Annotated in this window: 10 protein-coding genes; 9 read left to right on the top strand and 1 reads right to left on the bottom strand. The window is 61.0% G+C overall.

The genetic code is table 11. The features are described 5' to 3' along the window. Window positions 1-32: 32 nt before the first annotated feature. Together LVY65_RS08755 and LVY65_RS08750 are read left to right on the top strand one after the other, a co-directional pair. Window positions 33-5,396 (top strand): HAMP domain-containing protein, encoded by a 5,364-nt coding sequence (locus LVY65_RS08755; RefSeq protein WP_235067662.1) that lies wholly within the window; start codon window positions 33-35, stop codon window positions 5,394-5,396. Between the two features lie 4 nt (window positions 5,397-5,400). Beyond that, window positions 5,401-7,422 (top strand): response regulator, encoded by a 2,022-nt coding sequence (locus tag LVY65_RS08750; protein ID WP_235067661.1) that lies wholly within the window; start codon window positions 5,401-5,403, stop codon window positions 7,420-7,422. 27 nt (window positions 7,423-7,449) lie between these two features. On the opposite strand, the gene LVY65_RS08745 is transcribed toward LVY65_RS08750, so the two are convergent. Further along, complete coding sequence (locus LVY65_RS08745; RefSeq protein ID WP_235067660.1) at window positions 7,450-8,730, bottom strand: nucleotide sugar dehydrogenase; 1,281 nt, start codon at window positions 8,728-8,730, stop codon at window positions 7,450-7,452. Window positions 8,731-9,032: 302 nt separating this feature from the next. On the opposite strand from LVY65_RS08745, the gene LVY65_RS08740 reads away from it, so the two are divergent. The 7 genes from LVY65_RS08740 to pflA all read left to right on the top strand — a co-directional run bounded on the left by LVY65_RS08740 (window position 9,033) and on the right by pflA (window position 18,874). Then, window positions 9,033-10,463, top strand: a complete 1,431-nt coding sequence (locus LVY65_RS08740) for a DcaP family trimeric outer membrane transporter (RefSeq protein ID WP_235067659.1) — start codon at window positions 9,033-9,035, stop codon at window positions 10,461-10,463. Between the two features lie 15 nt (window positions 10,464-10,478). Then, window positions 10,479-11,483, top strand: a complete 1,005-nt coding sequence (locus tag LVY65_RS08735; RefSeq protein ID WP_408021982.1) for a phosphate acetyltransferase — start codon at window positions 10,479-10,481, stop codon at window positions 11,481-11,483. 11 nt (window positions 11,484-11,494) lie between these two features. After that, the gene (locus LVY65_RS08730; protein WP_235067658.1) at window positions 11,495-12,724 is read left to right on the top strand and encodes an acetate/propionate family kinase; all 1,230 of its coding nucleotides are present in this window, start codon (window positions 11,495-11,497) and stop codon (window positions 12,722-12,724) included. A 140-nt stretch (window positions 12,725-12,864) separates the two neighbouring features. Next, window positions 12,865-14,451: an L-serine ammonia-lyase gene (locus LVY65_RS08725; protein ID WP_235067657.1), complete on the top strand. Its 1,587-nt coding sequence runs from the start codon at window positions 12,865-12,867 to the stop codon at window positions 14,449-14,451. A 6-nt stretch (window positions 14,452-14,457) separates the two neighbouring features. Beyond that, entirely contained in the window at window positions 14,458-15,747 is a 1,290-nt protein-coding gene (locus tag LVY65_RS08720) for an MFS transporter (RefSeq protein ID WP_235067656.1), read from the top strand. Window positions 15,748-15,765: 18 nt separating this feature from the next. Next, window positions 15,766-18,027 carry a formate C-acetyltransferase gene (gene pflB, locus LVY65_RS08715; protein ID WP_235067655.1) on the top strand — a complete coding sequence of 754 codons (2,262 nt, stop codon included), beginning with the start codon at window positions 15,766-15,768 and terminating at the stop codon, window positions 18,025-18,027. 1 nt (window position 18,028) lies between these two features. After that, window positions 18,029-18,874, top strand: coding sequence for a pyruvate formate-lyase-activating protein (pflA, locus tag LVY65_RS08710; RefSeq protein ID WP_235067654.1), 846 nt, complete (start codon window positions 18,029-18,031; stop codon window positions 18,872-18,874). Window positions 18,875-18,896 lie beyond the last annotated feature (22 nt).

Genomic DNA, 18,896 nt, shown 5'->3' with positions numbered 1-18,896 from the left:
CCGTTCCTTGCTCCCAGCGTGTGAGGTGCGACGTGAACAAGCAGAGCCCACGATCGGAATTCGGTGTCAGCCGCCGCGAATTAATCTCCGCCCTCCAGAAATTGCGCCGAGGCGATTTTTCCGTCCGCCTGTCGGAAGACGGTGCCGACAACGAAATCGCCATCCTGTTCAACGAGGTGGTTGGCCTTAATCAACAGATCACCGACGAATTTGAGCTGCTTTCCAAAATCGTCGGCAAGGAAGGCAAGATCGGCCATCGGGCCAAGGTTCGCGGCGCCACCGGCGGCTGGGATACCAAGCTGCGCGCAGTCAACGAATTGATCGACGACATGGTCCAGCCGACCACCGAAGTGGCCCGCGTCATCGGCGCGGTTGCCAAGGGCGACCTGTCGCAGACCATGGCGGTCGAAATCGACGGCCGGGCGCTCCGCGGCGAATTCTTGCGCATCGGCAAGGTGGTCAACACCATGGTCGAACAGCTCGCCTCCTTCGCTTCGGAAGTGACCCGCGTCGCCCGCGAAGTCGGCACCGAAGGCAAGCTCGGCGGCCAGGCCAATGTGAAGGGCGTCGCCGGCACCTGGAAGGACCTTACCGACAACGTCAATCTGATGGCTGCCAATTTGACCGGCCAGGTCCGCAATATCGCCGAGGTGACGACGGCGGTGGCACTCGGCGACTTGTCGAAAAAGATCACGGTCGACGTGAAGGGCGAGATCCTGGAGCTCAAGAACACCATCAACACGATGGTCGACCAGCTCAACAGCTTCGCCTCGGAAGTGACCCGCGTCGCCCGCGAGGTCGGCACCGAGGGCAAGCTCGGCGGCCAGGCCCGCGTCGAAGGCGTCGCTGGCACGTGGCGCGACCTTACCGAGAATGTGAACTCGATGGCCGCCAACCTGACCGGCCAGGTCCGCAACATCGCCGAGGTCACCACCGCGGTGGCGTCAGGCGATTTGTCAAAGAAGATCACGGTCGACGTGAAAGGCGAGATCCTGGAGCTCAAGAACACCATCAACACGATGGTCGATCAGTTGAACGGCTTCGCATCGGAAGTGACCCGCGTCGCGCGCGAAGTCGGAACCGAGGGCAAGCTGGGCGGCCAGGCGCAGGTGCCGGGCGTGGCGGGCACGTGGAAAGACCTGACCGACAACGTCAACTTGATGGCCGACAATCTGACCGGCCAGGTGCGCAACATCGCTGAAGTGACCACCGCGGTCGCCTCCGGCGATTTGTCGAAGAAGATCACGGTCGACGTGAAGGGCGAGATCCTCGAGCTCAAGAACACCATCAACGTGATGGTCGATCAGTTGAACGGCTTCGCCTCGGAAGTGACCCGCGTTGCGCGCGAAGTCGGTACCGAGGGCAAGCTTGGCGGTCAGGCACAGGTGCCGGGCGTCGCCGGAACCTGGGCCGACCTCACCGACAATGTGAACCTGATGGCTGCCAATTTGACCGGCCAGGTTCGCAACATCGCGGAGGTGACCACCGCCGTGGCCCGTGGCGACCTTTCCAAGAAGATCACGGTCGACGTGAAGGGCGAGATCCTCGAGCTCAAGAACACCATCAACACGATGGTCGACCAGCTCAACAGCTTCGCTTCCGAAGTGACCCGCGTCGCCCGCGAGGTCGGCACCGAAGGCCGCCTCGGTGGACAAGCCCAAGTCGAGGGCGTCGGCGGCACGTGGAAAGATTTGACCGACAATGTGAACGCCATGGCCGGCAACCTCACGGGTCAGGTCCGCAACATCGCCGAGGTGACGACCGCCGTCGCGCGAGGCGACCTTTCCAAGAAGATCACCGTCGAAGTGAAAGGCGAAATCCTCGAGCTCAAGGACACCATCAACACGATGGTCGACCAGCTCAACAGCTTCGCTTCCGAAGTGACCCGCGTCGCCCGCGAGGTTGGCACCGAAGGCCGCCTCGGTGGACAAGCCCAAGTCGAGGGCGTCGGCGGCACATGGAAGGACCTGACCGACAACGTCAACGCCATGGCCGCGAACCTGACCGGCCAGGTCCGCAATATCGCCGAAGTGACCACTGCGGTGGCGTCGGGTGACCTTTCGAAGAAAATCACCGTCGACGTGAAGGGAGAGATCCTGGAGCTCAAGAATACCATCAACACGATGGTCGACCAGCTCAACAGCTTCGCTTCCGAAGTGACTCGCGTTGCCCGCGAGGTCGGCACCGAAGGCAAGCTGGGCGGCCAGGCCCAGGTTCGCGGCGTCGCCGGCACGTGGAAGGACCTGACCGACAACGTCAATTTGATGGCAGACAATTTGACCGGCCAGGTCCGCAACATCGCGGACGTCACCACCGCCGTCGCACGCGGCGACCTTTCCAAGAAGATCACGGTCGACGTGAAGGGCGAGATCCTGGAGCTCAAGAACACCATCAACACGATGGTCGATCAGTTGAACGGCTTCGCATCGGAAGTGACCCGCGTCGCTCGCGAAGTCGGCACCGAGGGCAAGCTGGGCGGCCAGGCCCAGGTGCCTGGCGTCGGCGGTACGTGGAAGGACCTGACCGACAACGTCAACCTGATGGCGACCAACCTCACCAACCAAGTGCGCGGTATTGCCGACGTCGTGACGGCGGTCGCGCAGGGAAATTTGAAGCGCAAGCTGACCTTCGACGCAAAGGGCGAGATTGCGGCGCTTGCCGAGACGATCAACGGAATGATCGAAACGCTGTCGACCTTCGGCGACCAGGTGACCAACATGGCGCGCGAAGTCGGCGTCGAGGGCAAGCTTGGCGGGCAGGCCCGAGTCCCCGGCGCGGCCGGCCTGTGGCGCGACCTGACCGACAACGTCAACCAGCTGGCGGCCAACCTCACCAACCAGGTCCGCTCCATCGCCGAGGTGGCGACCGCGGTGACCAAGGGAGACCTTACCCGGTCGATCGCCGTGGAAGCGTCGGGCGAAATGGCCGCGCTCAAGGACAACATCAACGAAATGATCCGGAACCTGAAGGATCAGACGCTCAAGAATGCCGAGCAGGATTGGCTCAAGACGAACCTCGCCCGCTTCAGCCGAATGCTTCAGGGCGAGCGCGACCTGGCCACCATCTCCAACCTTATCATGTCCGAGCTCGCACCGCTGGTGAACGCCCAGTATGGCGTCTTCTACGTTACCAACCGCGAGGAGGAAAAGACGCGGATGGAGCTGGTCGCCAGCTATGGCGCCGAGGGCCATGACGAGTTGAAACAGCGGTTCGACCTGCGCGAAGGGTTGATCGGCCAGGCCGCCGCCGACAAGCGACCGATCCGCCTCAACGAGGTCCCGGGCGACTTCATCAAGATCGGCTCCGGTCTCGGCAAAGCCGCCCCGGTCAATATAAACATCTTGCCCGCCCTCTTCGAGGATGAGGTCAAGGCGGTCATCGAACTGGCCTCGTTCGAGGAGTTCAACGAGACTCACCACAGTTTCCTCAACCAGCTGATGGAAACGGTTGGGATCGTTCTCAATACGATCGCAGCGACGATGCGCACCGAGGGCCTGCTCGCCCAGTCGCAGTTGCTGACGCAGGAATTGCAGGCGCGCCAGACGGAGCTGACGACCAAACAGGAAGAGCTGCATGCGACCAACGAGGAGCTGCAGGAGAAGGCGCAACTTCTCGAAAATGAGAAGCGTCAGGTCGAGGCCAAGAACTTCGAAATCGACATGGCCCGCCGGGCGGTCGAGGAGAAGGCGGAGCAACTTGCGCTGACTTCGAAGTACAAGTCCGAATTCCTGGCGAATATGAGCCACGAACTCAGGACCCCGCTCAACTCGCTGCTGATCCTGTCCAAGCTGCTGGCCGACAACCAGCAGGGCAATTTGAACGAAAAGCAGACCGAGTTCGCGCGCACCATCCACAGCGCCGGCACCGACCTTCTGAATCTCATCAATGATATCCTCGATCTTTCGAAGATCGAGTCAGGCACCGTGTCGATCGAAATCGGCGACATGCCACTAGCCGGGCTCAAGCAGCATATGGAGCGAACCTTCCGCCAGCTTGCGTCGGAGAAAGGCCTCGCCTTCAAGGTCGAATTCGACGAGGCATTGCCCGCAACGATCCGCACCGACGAAAAGCGGCTCCAGCAGGTCGTCCTCAACCTGCTTTCCAACGCGTTCAAATTCACCGCCCAGGGCGGCGTGACCCTGTCGGTGCGCACGGCAACCGAAGGCTGGAGCCCAAGCCATCCGATCCTTCGGGAGGCCGAGCAGGCAATCGAAATATCGGTCTGCGACACTGGCATCGGCATTCCACAGGACAAGCAGAAGCTGATCTTCGAGGCGTTCCAGCAAGCTGACGGAACGACCAGCCGCAAATATGGCGGTACCGGCCTGGGCCTGTCGATCAGCCGGGAGATCGCCCGGCTCCTGGGCGGAGAGCTTCAGGTTCGTTCGGTCCCGGGCGAAGGGTCGACATTCACCCTTTACGTCCCACCCAATTCATTGGGCGGACCGCTGGCCATTCCCGCATTGCCGGTCGATATCGTCGCTACCGAAGCGCCCGCGACAATCAGCTATGCTCCGCCCGACGATCGCGACGAACTGGGTTCCCATCCATTCGTGCTGATCGTTGAGGACGACCCGACCTTCGCCAGCATCCTGCTCGAAATGGCGCATGAGCAAGGCCTGAAGGGTGTAATTTCCTCGGCCGGGTCCGGTACCGTTGCCATGGTTCGAAAAATGCGGCCCAGCGCGATCACGCTCGACCTCGGCCTGTCGGATATCGACGGCTTCGTGCTGCTCGACCTGCTTCGTCACGATCCCGACACCGCAGACATCCCGGTCCACGTCATTTCCGGTGCCGAGCAGGCGGCCCATGCCCTGACACTTGGGGCAGCGGAGGTCACCGAAAAGCCGGCGGATCGCGAACAGCTTGGCGCATTGTTCCGCTCGATCGCCGAAGCGGCGCGCTCGATGCGCAAGAAAAGCAAACCGTCGGCCCGCCGCGCCGCACGGCCCATCAAGCGGGAAGCGATCCCCGAGCTTGCCGGAAGCCGGATCCTGATCATCGACGACGACATCCGCAATATCTACTCGCTAACGAGCGTGCTGGAATCGCACGACGTCGAAGTGCTCCATGCCGAGCGAGGCGCCGAGGGCATATCGATCCTCCAGGCCTCGCCGGAAATCGACGTCGCGCTGGTCGACATCATGATGCCGGATATGGATGGCTATGAAACCATGCGGCGAATTCGCGGCACGCCCGAAATCGCTGGCGTTCCGCTCATTGCCGTGACCGCCAAGGCAATGAAGGGCGACCGGCAAAAATGCCTCGATGCCGGCGCGTCCGACTATATCGCAAAGCCCGTCGACATAGACCTTCTGCTGGCGCTGATGCGGGTGTGGATTGGCCGTGCCCGAACCGCTCCGGCGAAGCCCAAGCGCGCCTCCAGGGCGGCCTGAAGCAATGGGTGTGGACTCTATTCTGTTGCAGCCTGACAGGCCGGCACGCCGCCGGCTGCCCAAGGCGCGCATCCTCCTCGTCGACGACGATGAGCGTAACCTCATGGCGCTGACGGAAGTGCTCAAGGACCTGGCGCAAGTGGTCACCGCGACGTCGGGCCGGGAGGCGCTTCGCCACCTGCTAAAGGGCGATTTCGCGGTCATCCTGCTCGACGTCTTCATGCCCGAGCTTGATGGTTACGAAACCGCCAGCCTGATCCGGGAACGCGAACAGACTGCGCGGATACCGATCATCTTCCTGTCCGCGGTCAACAAGGAAACCGAACACCTGATGCGCGGCTATGCGATGGGTGCGGTCGACTATGTGTTCAAGCCGGTCGACCCGATGATCTTGAAGTCCAAGGTCGGGGTGTTCGTCGATCTCTACAACATGCGGTTGCAGGTCGAAGAGACCAGCCGCGCCGAACAGAAACTCCGCGACGCAAATTATCAGGCGCAACTGGACCGCTTGCAGATTGCGCGCGAACTGCAGGCCACGCGCGAGCGTGAAGCGGCGATCATCCAGTCGCTGCCCATGTTGCTCTACATGGAGCCACAATCTGCGCACCCTCGGCGGCCGGATTTCATCAGCGGCGATATGGCGGCGATGACCGGCTTCACCTTGGATGACGTTAGGACCGATCCTTATGTTTGGGAACGACGCCTTCATCCCGATGATCGCGAAAGGGTCCTCGCCGCGCTCCGGGAGCGCCAGTCGACCGGTCGCTTTTCGATCGAATATCGCTGGCAGTGCGCCGATGGCAGCTACAAGCATTTCCTCGACCAGTCGGTGCTTGTGAAGGATGGCGACGACGGCAATACCGAGTTCGCCGGCACCCTGACCGATGTAACCGAACAGCGCCTGCTGGAGAGCCAACTGGTCCAGGCGCAGAAGATGGATGCGATAGGACAGCTTACCGGCGGAATCGCGCACGATTTCAACAATCTCTTGTCGGCGGTCCTGGGCGGACTCCATTTCCTTGAGCGTCGCCTGTCGCTCGAGGAACGCGAGCAGTTGGTCGTCAAGCAAATGCGCCATGCCGCGGAACAGGGGGCCGAACTTGTCCGCCGAATGATGGCCTTCGCCCGCAAGCAGGACTTGGCGCCAGCCAGCATAGATGCCAGCTCGCTCTGCAAGTCGGTTGCGGGCCTGGTCGAACATACGCTTGGCGGCACCGTCGCCATTGACTGGCACTGCTCGGGCAATGTGCAGAACCTGTTTGTCGATAGGTCCCAGCTTGAACTCGCTCTGGTCAACCTCATCCTCAATGCCCGCGATGCCATGCCCCGAGGGGGCCGGGTTGAGGTCGCAATTGAAGGCGTGGATCCGAACGACGATACCATTCCGCCCGATCTTCCGTCCGGCGACTACGTCCGCATCAGCGTCAGGGACCAGGGCGAGGGAATTCCCAGCGACATCGTCAACCGCATTACCGAGCCCTTCTTCACGACCAAGGAAGCCGGCAAGGGGACCGGGCTTGGACTGTCGATGGTGACCGGATTCGTTCAGCAATCGGGCGGGCGGCTGCGCATAGGCAGCAAGCCAGGCGAAGGAGCGACGATTGAGCTGTTCCTGCCTTCAACGCCACTGCCTGCTCCCGCTGCAGAGGAACCGCGTACAGCCGAGCCCAGGCTCGATTCTACATTAAGGACCGTGCTTCTGGTCGATGACGACGACGCGGTACGGACAGTGCTTGGCGAGCAGTTGCGCGAAATGGGGTTCCGCGTCGACGAAGTCTGCGATGGCAGCTCTGCGATCGAGCGGCTCAAGGCCAATGGCGGCTATGACGTGTTGCTCACCGACTTCGCAATGCCGGGCATGAATGGACTCGACACAATCCGCTCGGCGGTGCTGCAGCGGCCGTCGATTCATGCCCTCCTGATGACCGGCTATGCCGACGAGGGCGCGGTCGCAGATGCGCGTGAAAGCGTGCCGGTCATTCGCAAGCCGATCAATCTCGATGAATTGATGCGCCGGATCGCCTGAACGGCGGACGACCGTCATCGCATTCGGTCAAAGGCTCCAATAAAGGATGTCCTCACGCATCGCCTCGGGCCGCAGGCGCGATTTCACGTCCACGAAAATGCCGTTGAGGGCCAGCATCCCGCTGACCGAACCGCCATCAAGCATGTCATAGGCCGAGTGGGGGACGGCCAGGATCAGCGCGTGAAGTTCCCGAAGCTCCTCCATCGGCGACAGTTGGATGCCATATTCCCTCTTCACATCCTTGGGATCGGCCATCGGATCATGGACCAGCGGCTTCAGGCCGAATGATGCCAGTTCGGCATAAATGTCGACGACCTTCGAATTGCGGATGTCCGGCACATTTTCCTTGAAGGTGAAGCCGAGAATTCCGACGCGAAGATTTTTGAGGGGTTGGTCATGGCGCGACAGAAGCTTGATCAGCCGCTGTGCAACGTAAGGCCCCATGCTGTCGTTAACCCGTCGTCCCGACAAGATGACTTCTGGATGATAGCCGAGCTCCTGCGCCTTCGCCGTCAGATAATAGGGGTCGACACCGATGCAGTGGCCGCCGACGAGGCCCGGCTGGAATTTTAGGAAGTTCCACTTGGTCCCTGCCGCCGCCAGCACGTCGCTTGAACGGATGCCGACCAGGTCGCAGATCTTCGACACTTCGTTCATCAGCGCGATGTTCACGTCTCGCTGCGTGTTTTCCAGCACCTTGGCCGTCTCGGCGACCTTGATCGACGGGGCCTTGTGAATGCCGGCTTCGGTGACTTCGCCATACAGCTCCGACAGGCGGTCGAGGGTCTTTGCATCCTGCCCCGCAACCACCTTGATGATTTTGTCTAGCGAATGCTGCTTATCGCCAGGATTGATCCGTTCCGGACTGTACCCCAGGGTGAAGTCGGTTCCGCACCTCAGGCCGGATGCCTTTTCCAGGGCTGGGCCGCAAATATCCTCGGTGACTCCCGGGTAGACGGTGCTTTCAAAGACGACGACGGCGCCCGGTGTCAGTACCCCGCCGACCAGCTCGCAGGCCTTGAGCATCGCCGTGAAATCAGGCCGGTTGGCCTCATCGATCGGGGTTGGAACCGTGACGATATAGATGGTCCGGTTGGCAAGCATGGCAGAATCTGCCGTGATTTTGAGAGAGTTGCGCTGCAGCTCGGACGGCGGAACTTCGTTGGTATTATCGAGCCCGCGTTCAAGCTCCGCGACACGCTTGGCATCGATATCGAAACCGACGACATCCGCCTTCTTGGAAAGCGCGACCGCAAGCGGAAGTCCGACATAGCCCAGTCCGATCACAGCAATATTTTCGACGCTCATTGGCAAGATCTCATTTCAATCTGCGCCCTACAGGGGACGCGATCATTTTGAAATCTTGCGGCCGAGTTGGGGAAATAGCGAAGCGGGAGTCAGGAATCCTCGGGGATATACGTATATTTCGGGGCCGCGAGCTCGAACAAGAAAGCATGCTACCTAAGAGTAACTCCTCAAGTCAGCAGGAAATCAGGGATTCCCCTAGCGGTAGTCAGGTGTTTGCCGGAGTTACCATTAGGGCCGAGCCCGATAGCCTCATCCCCCCGGATTGCGTGGCGTAGCCTACCCAAAAACCGAAGGGGGCGATCATGTACAAGCGACTGCTGGTGACGTCCGCATTGCTGATCGCATCGCCCGCCTGGGCCGCCAGCGACGATTCATCCCCGCCTTCAACGACGACGCCGGGGTCGGCGACAACGACATCTGCCGCAGCAGCGAGCAGCGCGGCCCAGGCTCCCGCTGCAGGGCTGACACCAGAGCAGCAGGTTCAATTGCTGCAAGAAGTTCAGGCGCTACGCGAACGGGTCCAGGCCCTAGAGGCGCGCTCGACACAGGTACAATATACCCCTGAAGCGCCGGAGCATCACAAGCTTCTCGGCGACAATAATCTCGAACTCTACGGCTTCGTCCAGCTCGACGCGATCCAGGACTTCGACCGGGTCAATCCCGACTGGGCCGCGACGCTCCGGCCATCACGTGTGCCGACGACGAGCGGCGAGTTTGGGAGCAATGGCCAGACAATCTTCAGCGTCCGCCAGTCGCGGCTTGGCGCCAAGTCCAGCGGCATGATCTCCGGCAAGCCCTATGAGGCAAAGATCGAATTCGACCTGTACGGTACAGGCGACGACGCCGGGCAGACCACGATCCGCTTTCGACACGTCTATGCCAGCTGGGGCCCGATCCTCGTTGGCCAGACCAACAGCGTGTTCATGGACGGCGACCTGTTCCCGAACGTGATCGACTATTGGGGCCCGACCGGAATGGTGTTTCTGCGCACGCCCCAAATCCGCTTTACGTTCCTCGATCGGAATGGATGGAAAGCGGCGGTCGCGCTTGAACATGCCACTCACGACATCGATTCCGGCAACCTCCGCCTGATCGACGAAGAACTGGCATCGAACATTCGCAGCAACGAAGAGCTGCCCGACCTGACCGCCCAGGTTCGCTATGCGGGCAAATGGGGCCACGTCCAGCTTTCAGGCATCCTGCGCAAGGTCGGCTACGACACTGTCGACACGCCCGATAACGATCCCAAGGGCAGCCAGACCGGATGGGGTGTCAACCTGGGCACCAGCCTCAACGCCTCGCTGGCAACTTTCCGGCTTGGCGCTGTCTACGGCAGGGGCATCGCCACCTACATGAACGATGGCGGCATGGACCTGGCGCCATCGATTTCGGTGGTCCCGGGCCCCGGAACCATCACGCTCGTGCCGAAGGCCGAGGCGGTCAAACTGCTAGGCATCACCGCCTATGTCGATCTTCAGTGGAGCAAGCAGCTCAGTTCGGCACTGGGCTACAGCTTCACCAAGGTGGACAACACCAATTTCCAGGACCCGTCCGCCTTCCATAAAGGCGAATATGCCTCCGGCAACCTGCTGTGGACTCCGGCCGACCGCATCATGACCGGCATCGAACTTTTGTGGGGCAGGCGAACCGACAACGACGGCGACAAGGGCACCGACCTCCGGCTGCAAACCAGCTTCAAGTTCAACTTCTCGAGCAAGGATATCTGGGACTGACCCAACCTTGCTCGGGTGCATCAGCGAAGGATTTTCCCCTTGGAAAGCAAGGAATTGACGATGTCGGATGCGCCGATTGATCACAGCCGCCAAGATCATGTGAAATTCCGGCGCCTTGTTGAACGGGCCCAGCGCCTTCCACCTGCTCCAACCGCCATCGTGCACCCATGCGATAAGGTCGCAATTGAAAGTGCTGTAGAGGCATCGCGCCTCAAGCTCATCGTGCCGATCCTGGTCGGCCCCGAAGCCCGGATCCGGGAAGCGGCAGCAGGCTTCGATATTGGCGAATTCGAAATCGTCGATGCAGCTCACAGCAACGACTCCGCGGCCAAAGCCGTCGCGCTCGTTCGGGCGGGGCGCGCCGAAGCCTTAATGAAAGGCAGCCTTCACACTGACGAGCTGATGGCGGCGGTCGTGGCGCGAGAAACCGGGCTTCGGACCGCCCGGCGGATTAGCCACTGCTTCATCATGGACGTCCCGGATCATGAGGATGCGCTGATCATCACCGATGCCGCGGTGAACATCGCGCCCACGCTGGAAGATAAGGTCCACATCGTTCAAAATGCGATCGACCTCGCGCATGCTCTCGGCGTGACGGATGTCCGTGTTGCGATTCTCAGCGCCATGGAGACCGTCAATCCGAAGGTACTATCCACGTTGGAGGCCGCGGCGCTCTGCAAAATGGCCGATCGCGGCCAAATTGTAGGGGCAGTCCTCGATGGGCCGTTAGCTCTGGATAACGCAATCAGCCCAGAAGCCGCCGCCATCAAGAAAATCGTCTCGCCCGTTGCAGGCCGTGCCAACGTGCTCGTCGTGCCCGATCTCGAAGCGGGCAATATGCTTGCGAAAAGCCTTTCGTTCCTCGCCGGAGCGGATGCTGCCGGGATCGTGCTTGGCGCGCGGGTTCCGATCATCCTCACCAGCAGGGCCGATGCATTGCTGACCCGGCTCGCCTCCTGCGCGATCGCACTGCTTGTCGCCGCGGCGCGGCGCGAAAGTCCGACCGCGGCAATCCAATAGAAGGATCGACGATGGCAGAGCCCATTGCAGTCATCAATGCGGGATCGTCGAGCATCAAGTTCGCCCTTTATACGGCAGGCGCGAACCAGCCGGCCGCGTTCAGGGGCCAGGTAGAGCGCATCGGCAGCGCCCCGCATCTGAGCATATCCGATCTGGGTGGAAACGCAGTCGCGGACGAGCAGTGGCCGGCAGAGGGATTTGACCACCGCAAAGCTACGAGCGTAATTTTCGAACAGGCCATTCAACTGTTGCGCGGAACTCCCGTCGCGGCCGTGGGCCATCGCGTCGTACATGGCGGCACCGACTTTGCAGCGCCAATACGGATTGACGATGAGATCATCGGCAAGCTGCGCGCACTTTGCCCGCTGGCTCCGCTGCATCAACCGCATAACCTTGCAGCGATTGAGGCCATAGCCGAAGCGGCGCCGCACATGCCCCAGGTCGCCTGTTTTGACACGGCGTTCCACCGCAACCAGCCGGAGCTTGCCCAGCTTTTCGCGCTACCTCGCGAAATCACGCAATCGGGCGTCCGGCGCTATGGCTTCCATGGCTTATCCTATGAATTTGTGTCGCAGCGCCTGCGCGAGCTTGCCCCTGGACTAGGGGATGCGCGCGTATTGATCGCGCATCTCGGCAATGGTGCGAGCATGTGTGCCATGCGGGCGGGCCGCAGCATGGCCACAACGATGGGATTCACCGCGGTCGACGGCCTGATGATGGGCACCCGCTGCGGGAACATCGATCCCGGCGTGCTGATCTATTTGATGGACGAGCGCGGGATGGGCCCGCGAGACATTGAAGACCTGATCTATAAGCGATCGGGGCTGCTCGGCGTCTCCGGAATCTCTTCGGACATGCGCTCATTGAGAGCCTCCAATGATTCCTCGGCGGCGCAGGCAATCGACTTGTTTGTCTATCGCATCGTGCGTGAAATCGGTTCGCTGGTTGCGGCAATGAGCGGGATCGACGCGCTGGTGTTCACCGGCGGCATTGGAGAGCGCGATGCCGCCACCAGGTCGGCCGTCGCAAGGGGTTGCAGCTGGCTCGGCGTGGAACTCGACGAAATGCGCAATCAGATGGGTGAGGGACTGATCAGTATCGATGAGGGCAGCTTGCCGGTCTGGGTAATCCGGACGGACGAGGAAAGCATGGTCGCCCGGCACACAGCCGAGGTGCTTGGATTGGCAGGGACCGACAAGGCCAGACCGGCGCAATCGGATGTTGCCAGCGCCCCAAATTAGACTTGGGAGCCAATAGCATAGGGATTTCACCTTATTGTGAAGAAGCGGTCCGAAGATCAGTCAGTTCACCTGATCCGATCGGCGGACTGCGGCTCGGCCAAAAATGTCGTGCGCTCTAAAAGAGGAATGGAACGATGGACATGAACGATCCCACGAGCACCCACTCCGCCATTCCGGCGCTTGATTTCACCGAACCCCAGCCCGGCTCAGACCGCCGAACCTTCATGGTGCGCAGCGCCATGGCAACGGCGATCGGTCTGCTTGGCGGCCAGGTCAATCCGCTGTTCGCCCAGGCGCCGGCCAATGCTCAGCCGGTCAAGCTCGATCCGAACTTGAACGTGGTGAAGCAATCCAAGGGCCCGGTGATGACCCTCGTCGACGAGTTCTACAAGGTCGGTCCGGGACCGTCGTCGTCCCACACGATCGGCCCGATGCGGATCACCTACGACTTCTACCAGCGGGCGATCAAATTGCCTCAGGCGCAGCTCGACCAGGCCACGGCGCTCAAGGTTCATCTATACGGTAGCCTCAGTGCCACGGGCAAAGGCCACGGCACGGAGCGGGCAGCGCTGGCTGGCCTAATCGGATATGAGCCTGCGACGATCGATCCGGTTGCCGTTCTCGACAAGATGCAGGCCGAGCCGAACAAGACCTACCCCGTCAAGCTGGGAACCAAAACAATCAATTCGTCCCTGGCCGACATCATCTATGATGCAACCAAGGGCGACTTCCCGCACGCCAACACCATGACCTGCATGCTTATGGCTGGCGACAAAGTGTTGCTGGAACAGGAATATTATTCCGTCGGCGGCGGCTTCATCGAGTGGAAGGGCTATACGCCGCCAAAGAAAAATCCGCCCAAATATCCGTATCAATCCATGGCGGAAGTCATCGCTTTCACGAAGCGTGACAATATTTCGATCGCCCAGCTCGCCATGGCCAACGAGACGTCGATTTCTGGCCGCAGCGAGGCAGAGATCAACGCCTTTCTCGACAAGATCATCGGCGCAATGCGCGCCACGGTAAAGACGGGCCTCGCGGCGCCGACGTCGACCTTGCCTGGGCCCATCAAGCTCAAGACAAAGGCAGGGGATGTCTACCGGAGCGCCATGGCTGAGCAGCTACCTGCCCGGAAAGCCATCGGTATCGTGTCCGCGGCCGCGCTCGCGGGTTCCGAGGAAAATGCGCGCGGCCATCTGGTCATCACTGCGCCCACCGGCGGTTCGGCGGGAGTGATGCCCGCGGTTCTCTTTTCCCTCGACGCGGCCGGCGCGAAGGTTTCCGACCAGAAACTGCGCGAAGGCCTGCTTGCCGCAGCTGTCGTCGGCTATCTGTGCAAGCACCACGCGACCCTCGCGGCGGCCGAGGGGGGCTGCCAGGCAGAGATCGGCGTTGCCTCGGCGATGGGCGCGGCGATGATCGCACAGGCGCTCGACGCAGCTCCGCAGATCGCTGCAAACGGGGCGGAGGGCGCGCTTGAGCATCATCTCGGGATGACCTGCGATCCCGTTGCCGGATTCGTCCAGATTCCTTGCATCGAGCGCTGCGCGTTTGGGGCCGTCAAGTCTTGGACTGGCTTTCTCATCGCCAAGGATGAGATCCCGGCCAATCGGCGTGTCGACTTCGACTCCACCGTGCAAGCCTTGGCGATTACAGCCAAAGAGATGAATTCCAAGTACAAGGAGACGTCGGAAGGCGGCCTTGCCGTGTCCCTGACGCTCTGTTGACGATCAGTGAGCGGGCCGAAGCAGCGGTCAGTAGTAACGGCGGCAGTTGCTGCCGCCTGGCTCCTGACCGCCATTTTCTATTTCTACCAATATTCGATGCGCTCGGCCCCGGCGGTCATGGTGCCGGAGCTATCGACGGCGTTCGGATTGAGCGCCGCCGGCGTCGCTTCGCTCGTCGGCCTGTTTTACTATGGCTATGCGCCGTTCAGCCTGGTGGCGGGCGTGGCCATGGACCAACTTGGCCCGCGCAAAGTGGTGCCGCTCGGCGCGGCCTCCGTTGCCATCGGTGCGATCCTGTTTTCGACCGGCGATCCCACCTTGGGCAGCGTCGGCCGGTTCATCCAGGGTGCGGGCGGCGTGTTCGCGTTGATCGGCGCGATCTACCTCGTGACTACCTTCATGCCCGCATCGCGCGCCGCGCTCCTGGTCGGCCTGACCCAGATGTTCGGGATGGCCGGCGGCTCGGCCGGACAGTTCGTCGTCGGTCCGCTCATCTCATCCGGCGTCAGGTGGGACCAGTTTTGGCTGGTCATGGGCCTTATCGGCATTCCCATTGCCGCGCTTCTCTTCCTGCTCATCCCGAAGCGGGAAGCGCCGGTCGGAAATGCGCCGCAACGCGCCGGCCTAGGCCCCGCGTTCCGGGCCATGGGCACAGTGTTCATCAATCCGCAGTCGATTTTGTGCGGATTGGTAGCAGGCCTGCTGTTCATCCCGACCACCATCTTCGATATGGTCTGGGGTGTGCGCTACCTGCAGGAAGCGCACGACCTTCCCTATTCCGTTGCCGTTTTGCGCTCGGCCGCCGTGCCGTTCGGCTGGATCATCGGCTGCCCCTTGCTCGGCTGGCTGACCGATCGCATCGGCCGCCGCAAGCCGGTCATCATCGGCGCTAGCTTAATCCTGCTTGGCTCCCTCGCGCTCATCCTGTTCGCCCCGCCCGGCCTGTTCCCGCCCTATAGCCTGGCCTTGTTGGCCGGCATCGCGTCCGGCGCGGCGATGATCCCGTACACGGTGATCAAGGAAGCCAATCGACCGGAACATAGTGGCACGGCGACCGGCGTTATCAACTTCCTCAACTTCTCATTGACGGCGCTTTGCGGTCCGATTTTCGCCGCCTCGCTTATGAAAGCGAGCGAAGGCGGCGAGCGCGGCATTGCCCATTACCAGGCGACTTTCACGCCGCTGCTTTACGGCGTCGCGCTGGCCATCGTCCTGACCCTGATCCTGCGCGAAACCGGGCCCGCCGCCCGGTCCTCGATAAAACCGGCCAAAGAGCCCGAAGCGGCCCCAATTTAGCGATCCTTGGAGGATAAAATGGCAACAACCACTCTCGACCGGCCGAAAGCCAACGGCCAGAGCGATCCGTGGACCGATTTCGCTCCGGGGCTTTGGAACAAAGAGATCGATGTCCGCGACTTCATTCAGGAAAATTACAAACCCTATTACGAAGACGAAAAGTTCCTGGCCGGACCGACCAAGCGGACGCTCGGCATCTGGAAGAAGCTGACCGACATGTTCGTTGAGGAACGCAAGAAGGGCATCCTCGACGTCTCGCAGATACCGAGTTCGATAACGGCGCACGACGCGGGCTATATCGACAAGAAGAATGAGGTCATCGTCGGGCTTCAGACCGATGCGCCGCTGAAGCGCGCGATCATGCCCAATGGCGGGCTCAGGATGGTCACATCGGCGCTCGAGGCGTTCGGTTACAAGCCCGACGCACAGGTGGTTGAAGCGTTCACCAAATATCGCAAGACCCACAATGATGGCGTCTTCGACGCCTATACCGCCGAAGTTCGCCGCTGCCGCAGTTCTCACGTCCTTACCGGGCTACCGGATTCCTATGGACGCGGAAGGATCATCGGCGACTACCGCCGCGTCGCCCTTTACGGGGTCGACCGGCTGATCGAGCGAAAGAAAGAGGAGAAGGACGCGCTCGACCACGAATGGTCAACCGACGACATCATCCGTGACCGGGAAGAACTGAGCGAGCAAATCCGCTCGCTGGGCGAATTGAAGGAAATGGCCGCCAAATATGGCTTCGACATTTCCGGACCTGCCAGGACCGCCAAGGAAGCAGTGCAATGGCTCTATTTCGGCTATCTTGCCGGCGTGAAGGAGCAAAATGGCGCGGCCATGTCGCTGGGTCGCGTCTCGACCTTCCTCGACATTTATTTCGAGCGCGACCTGGATGCCGGACTCATCACCGAAGAGCAGGCTCAGGAGATGATCGATGATTTCGTCATCAAGCTCAGGATCGTTCGCTTTCTTCGCGCTCCGGAATATGACGCGCTGTTCGCGGGGGATCCCACCTGGGTCACTGAATCCATCGGCGGCGTGGGAGACGACGGGCGGCCGCTGGTCACCAAGTCCAGCTTCCGCTTCCTGCAAACGCTCTACAACCTTGGTCCGGCGCCCGAGCCAAATCTGACCATCTGGTATTCTCCGCGGCTACCCGAACCCTTCCGGCGTTTTTCTTCGAAGGTCGCGATCGACACCAGTTCGATCCAGTTCGAAAGCGACGAGATCATGCGTCTCGTATGGGGTGACGACGGGGCCATCGCCTGCTGCGTTTCGCCGATGGCCATGGGCAAGCAGATGCAGTTCTTCGGTGCCCGCGCCAACCTTGCCAAGTGCATGCTCTATGCGATCAACGGCGGTCGCGATGAAATGTCCGGAAAGCAGGTCGCGCCGGCTACCGAACCCGTCCAGGGCGACTATCTCGACTTCGACGACGTCCTCGAACGGTTCGAAACCACAATGGATTGGCTTGCCGGCGTCTACGTCAGCGCAATGAACGCCATTCATTACATGCACGACAAATACGCCTACGAACGGATCGAAATGGCGCTGCACGACTATGCGCCCTTGAGGACGATGGCCTTCGGTATCGCCGGAATGTCCGTGGTCGCCGACAGCCTTTCGGCGATCAAATATGCGAAGGTGAAGGTGAAGCGCGACGAATCAGGTCTCATCACCGACTATGAGACCGAGGGCGAATTCCCGACGTTCGGAAACAATGACAATCGGGTCGACCATCTCGCCCGCTGGCTGGTTTCGACCTTCATGGGCAAGCTACGCAAATATCCTACCTATCGGCACGCCCGGCATACGCAGTCGGTGCTGACCATTACCTCGAACGTCGTCTACGGTAAGGCGACCGGGAATACTCCTGACGGCCGGCGGCAGGGCGAGCCGTTCGCACCCGGCGCCAACCCGATGCATGGGCGCGACAGCCACGGAATCCATGCCTCGGCGGCTTCGGTCGCCAAAATACCCTATCGAGATGCCGCCGACGGAATTTCGCTGACGACGACCCTAGTGCCGACAGGTCTTGGCCGTACGGCAAATGATCGGATCACCAACCTGACGTCCATTCTCGACGGCTTCTTCGGCTCGACCGGATACCATATGAACATCAATGTCCTGAACCGTGATACGCTGCTGGACGCGATGGATCATCCGGAAAAATACCCAAGCCTCACCATCCGAGTGTCGGGCTATGCGGTGAACTTCGTCCGGCTCACCCGCGAACAGCAGATGGACGTGATCAACCGCACCTTCCACGGAGCCTGACATGAGCGTCACTGAAACCGTAGGGCAAACGCCACTGGAGGCCGCAAGCCCGTTCGAGATGCGGGTCGACCTTGGCAAGGACGTCCCTGAAACCGACGTCCGCTCGGCATTGAAAAGCGGCGAAATTGGTTTCTTGCACTCGTTCACGACAGGATCCGCGGTGGATGGACCAGGCATCAGGCTGGTCGCCTGGACGACGTCCTGCATGTTTCGCTGCCAATATTGCCACAACCCCGACACCTGGACGCTTTCCAACGGCATTCCGGTGCCGATCGAAAAGGCCAAGGAGGAGCTTCGCAAATATGCCCCGGGGCTGAAAGCGATGCACGGCGGCTTCACTTTGTCGGGTGGCGAACCCCTGATGCAATCCCGCTTTGCAGTAAGGCTGTTCGCGGCCGCCAAGGAAATGGGAATTCATACGGCCATCGAAACCAACGGCTACTATGGCGACAAGCTTACGGACGACGAACTGGCATATATTGACCTCGTCATTCTCGATATGAAGGCATTCGATCCTGTCCAGCACAAGCGCGTGACCGGAATGGATAACGCGCCGGTCATCGAGTTCTGCGAACGCCTCGCGCACCTGAAACGACCGATGTGGTTTCGTTACGTGCTCGTCCCGGGATTGACCGACGTACCGGAAGAAATGGACCGCGTCGCGAAATTCGCGGCATCTCTCGGGGTAGTGGAAAAGGCCGAAATTCTGCCATTCCATCAAATGGGCCGTTACAAGTGGGAGCGGCTTGGCCTTGATTACAAGCTTGCCGCAACAACTCCTCCCTCGAACGAACTTGTCGCGGAGGCAGTCGCTATATTCAGGAATGCCGGGCTTGTTGCCGACTGATTGCCCTGCTCAGTAAGCTCCG

It is taken from the genome of Sphingomonas cremea (genome assembly GCF_021502585.1).
In the GTDB taxonomy this organism is placed as follows: Bacteria; Pseudomonadota; Alphaproteobacteria; order Sphingomonadales; family Sphingomonadaceae; genus Sphingomicrobium; species Sphingomicrobium cremea.
The sequence above is the reverse complement of the archived record's forward strand: the minus strand, read 5'-3'. Positions and strand labels throughout refer to the sequence as shown.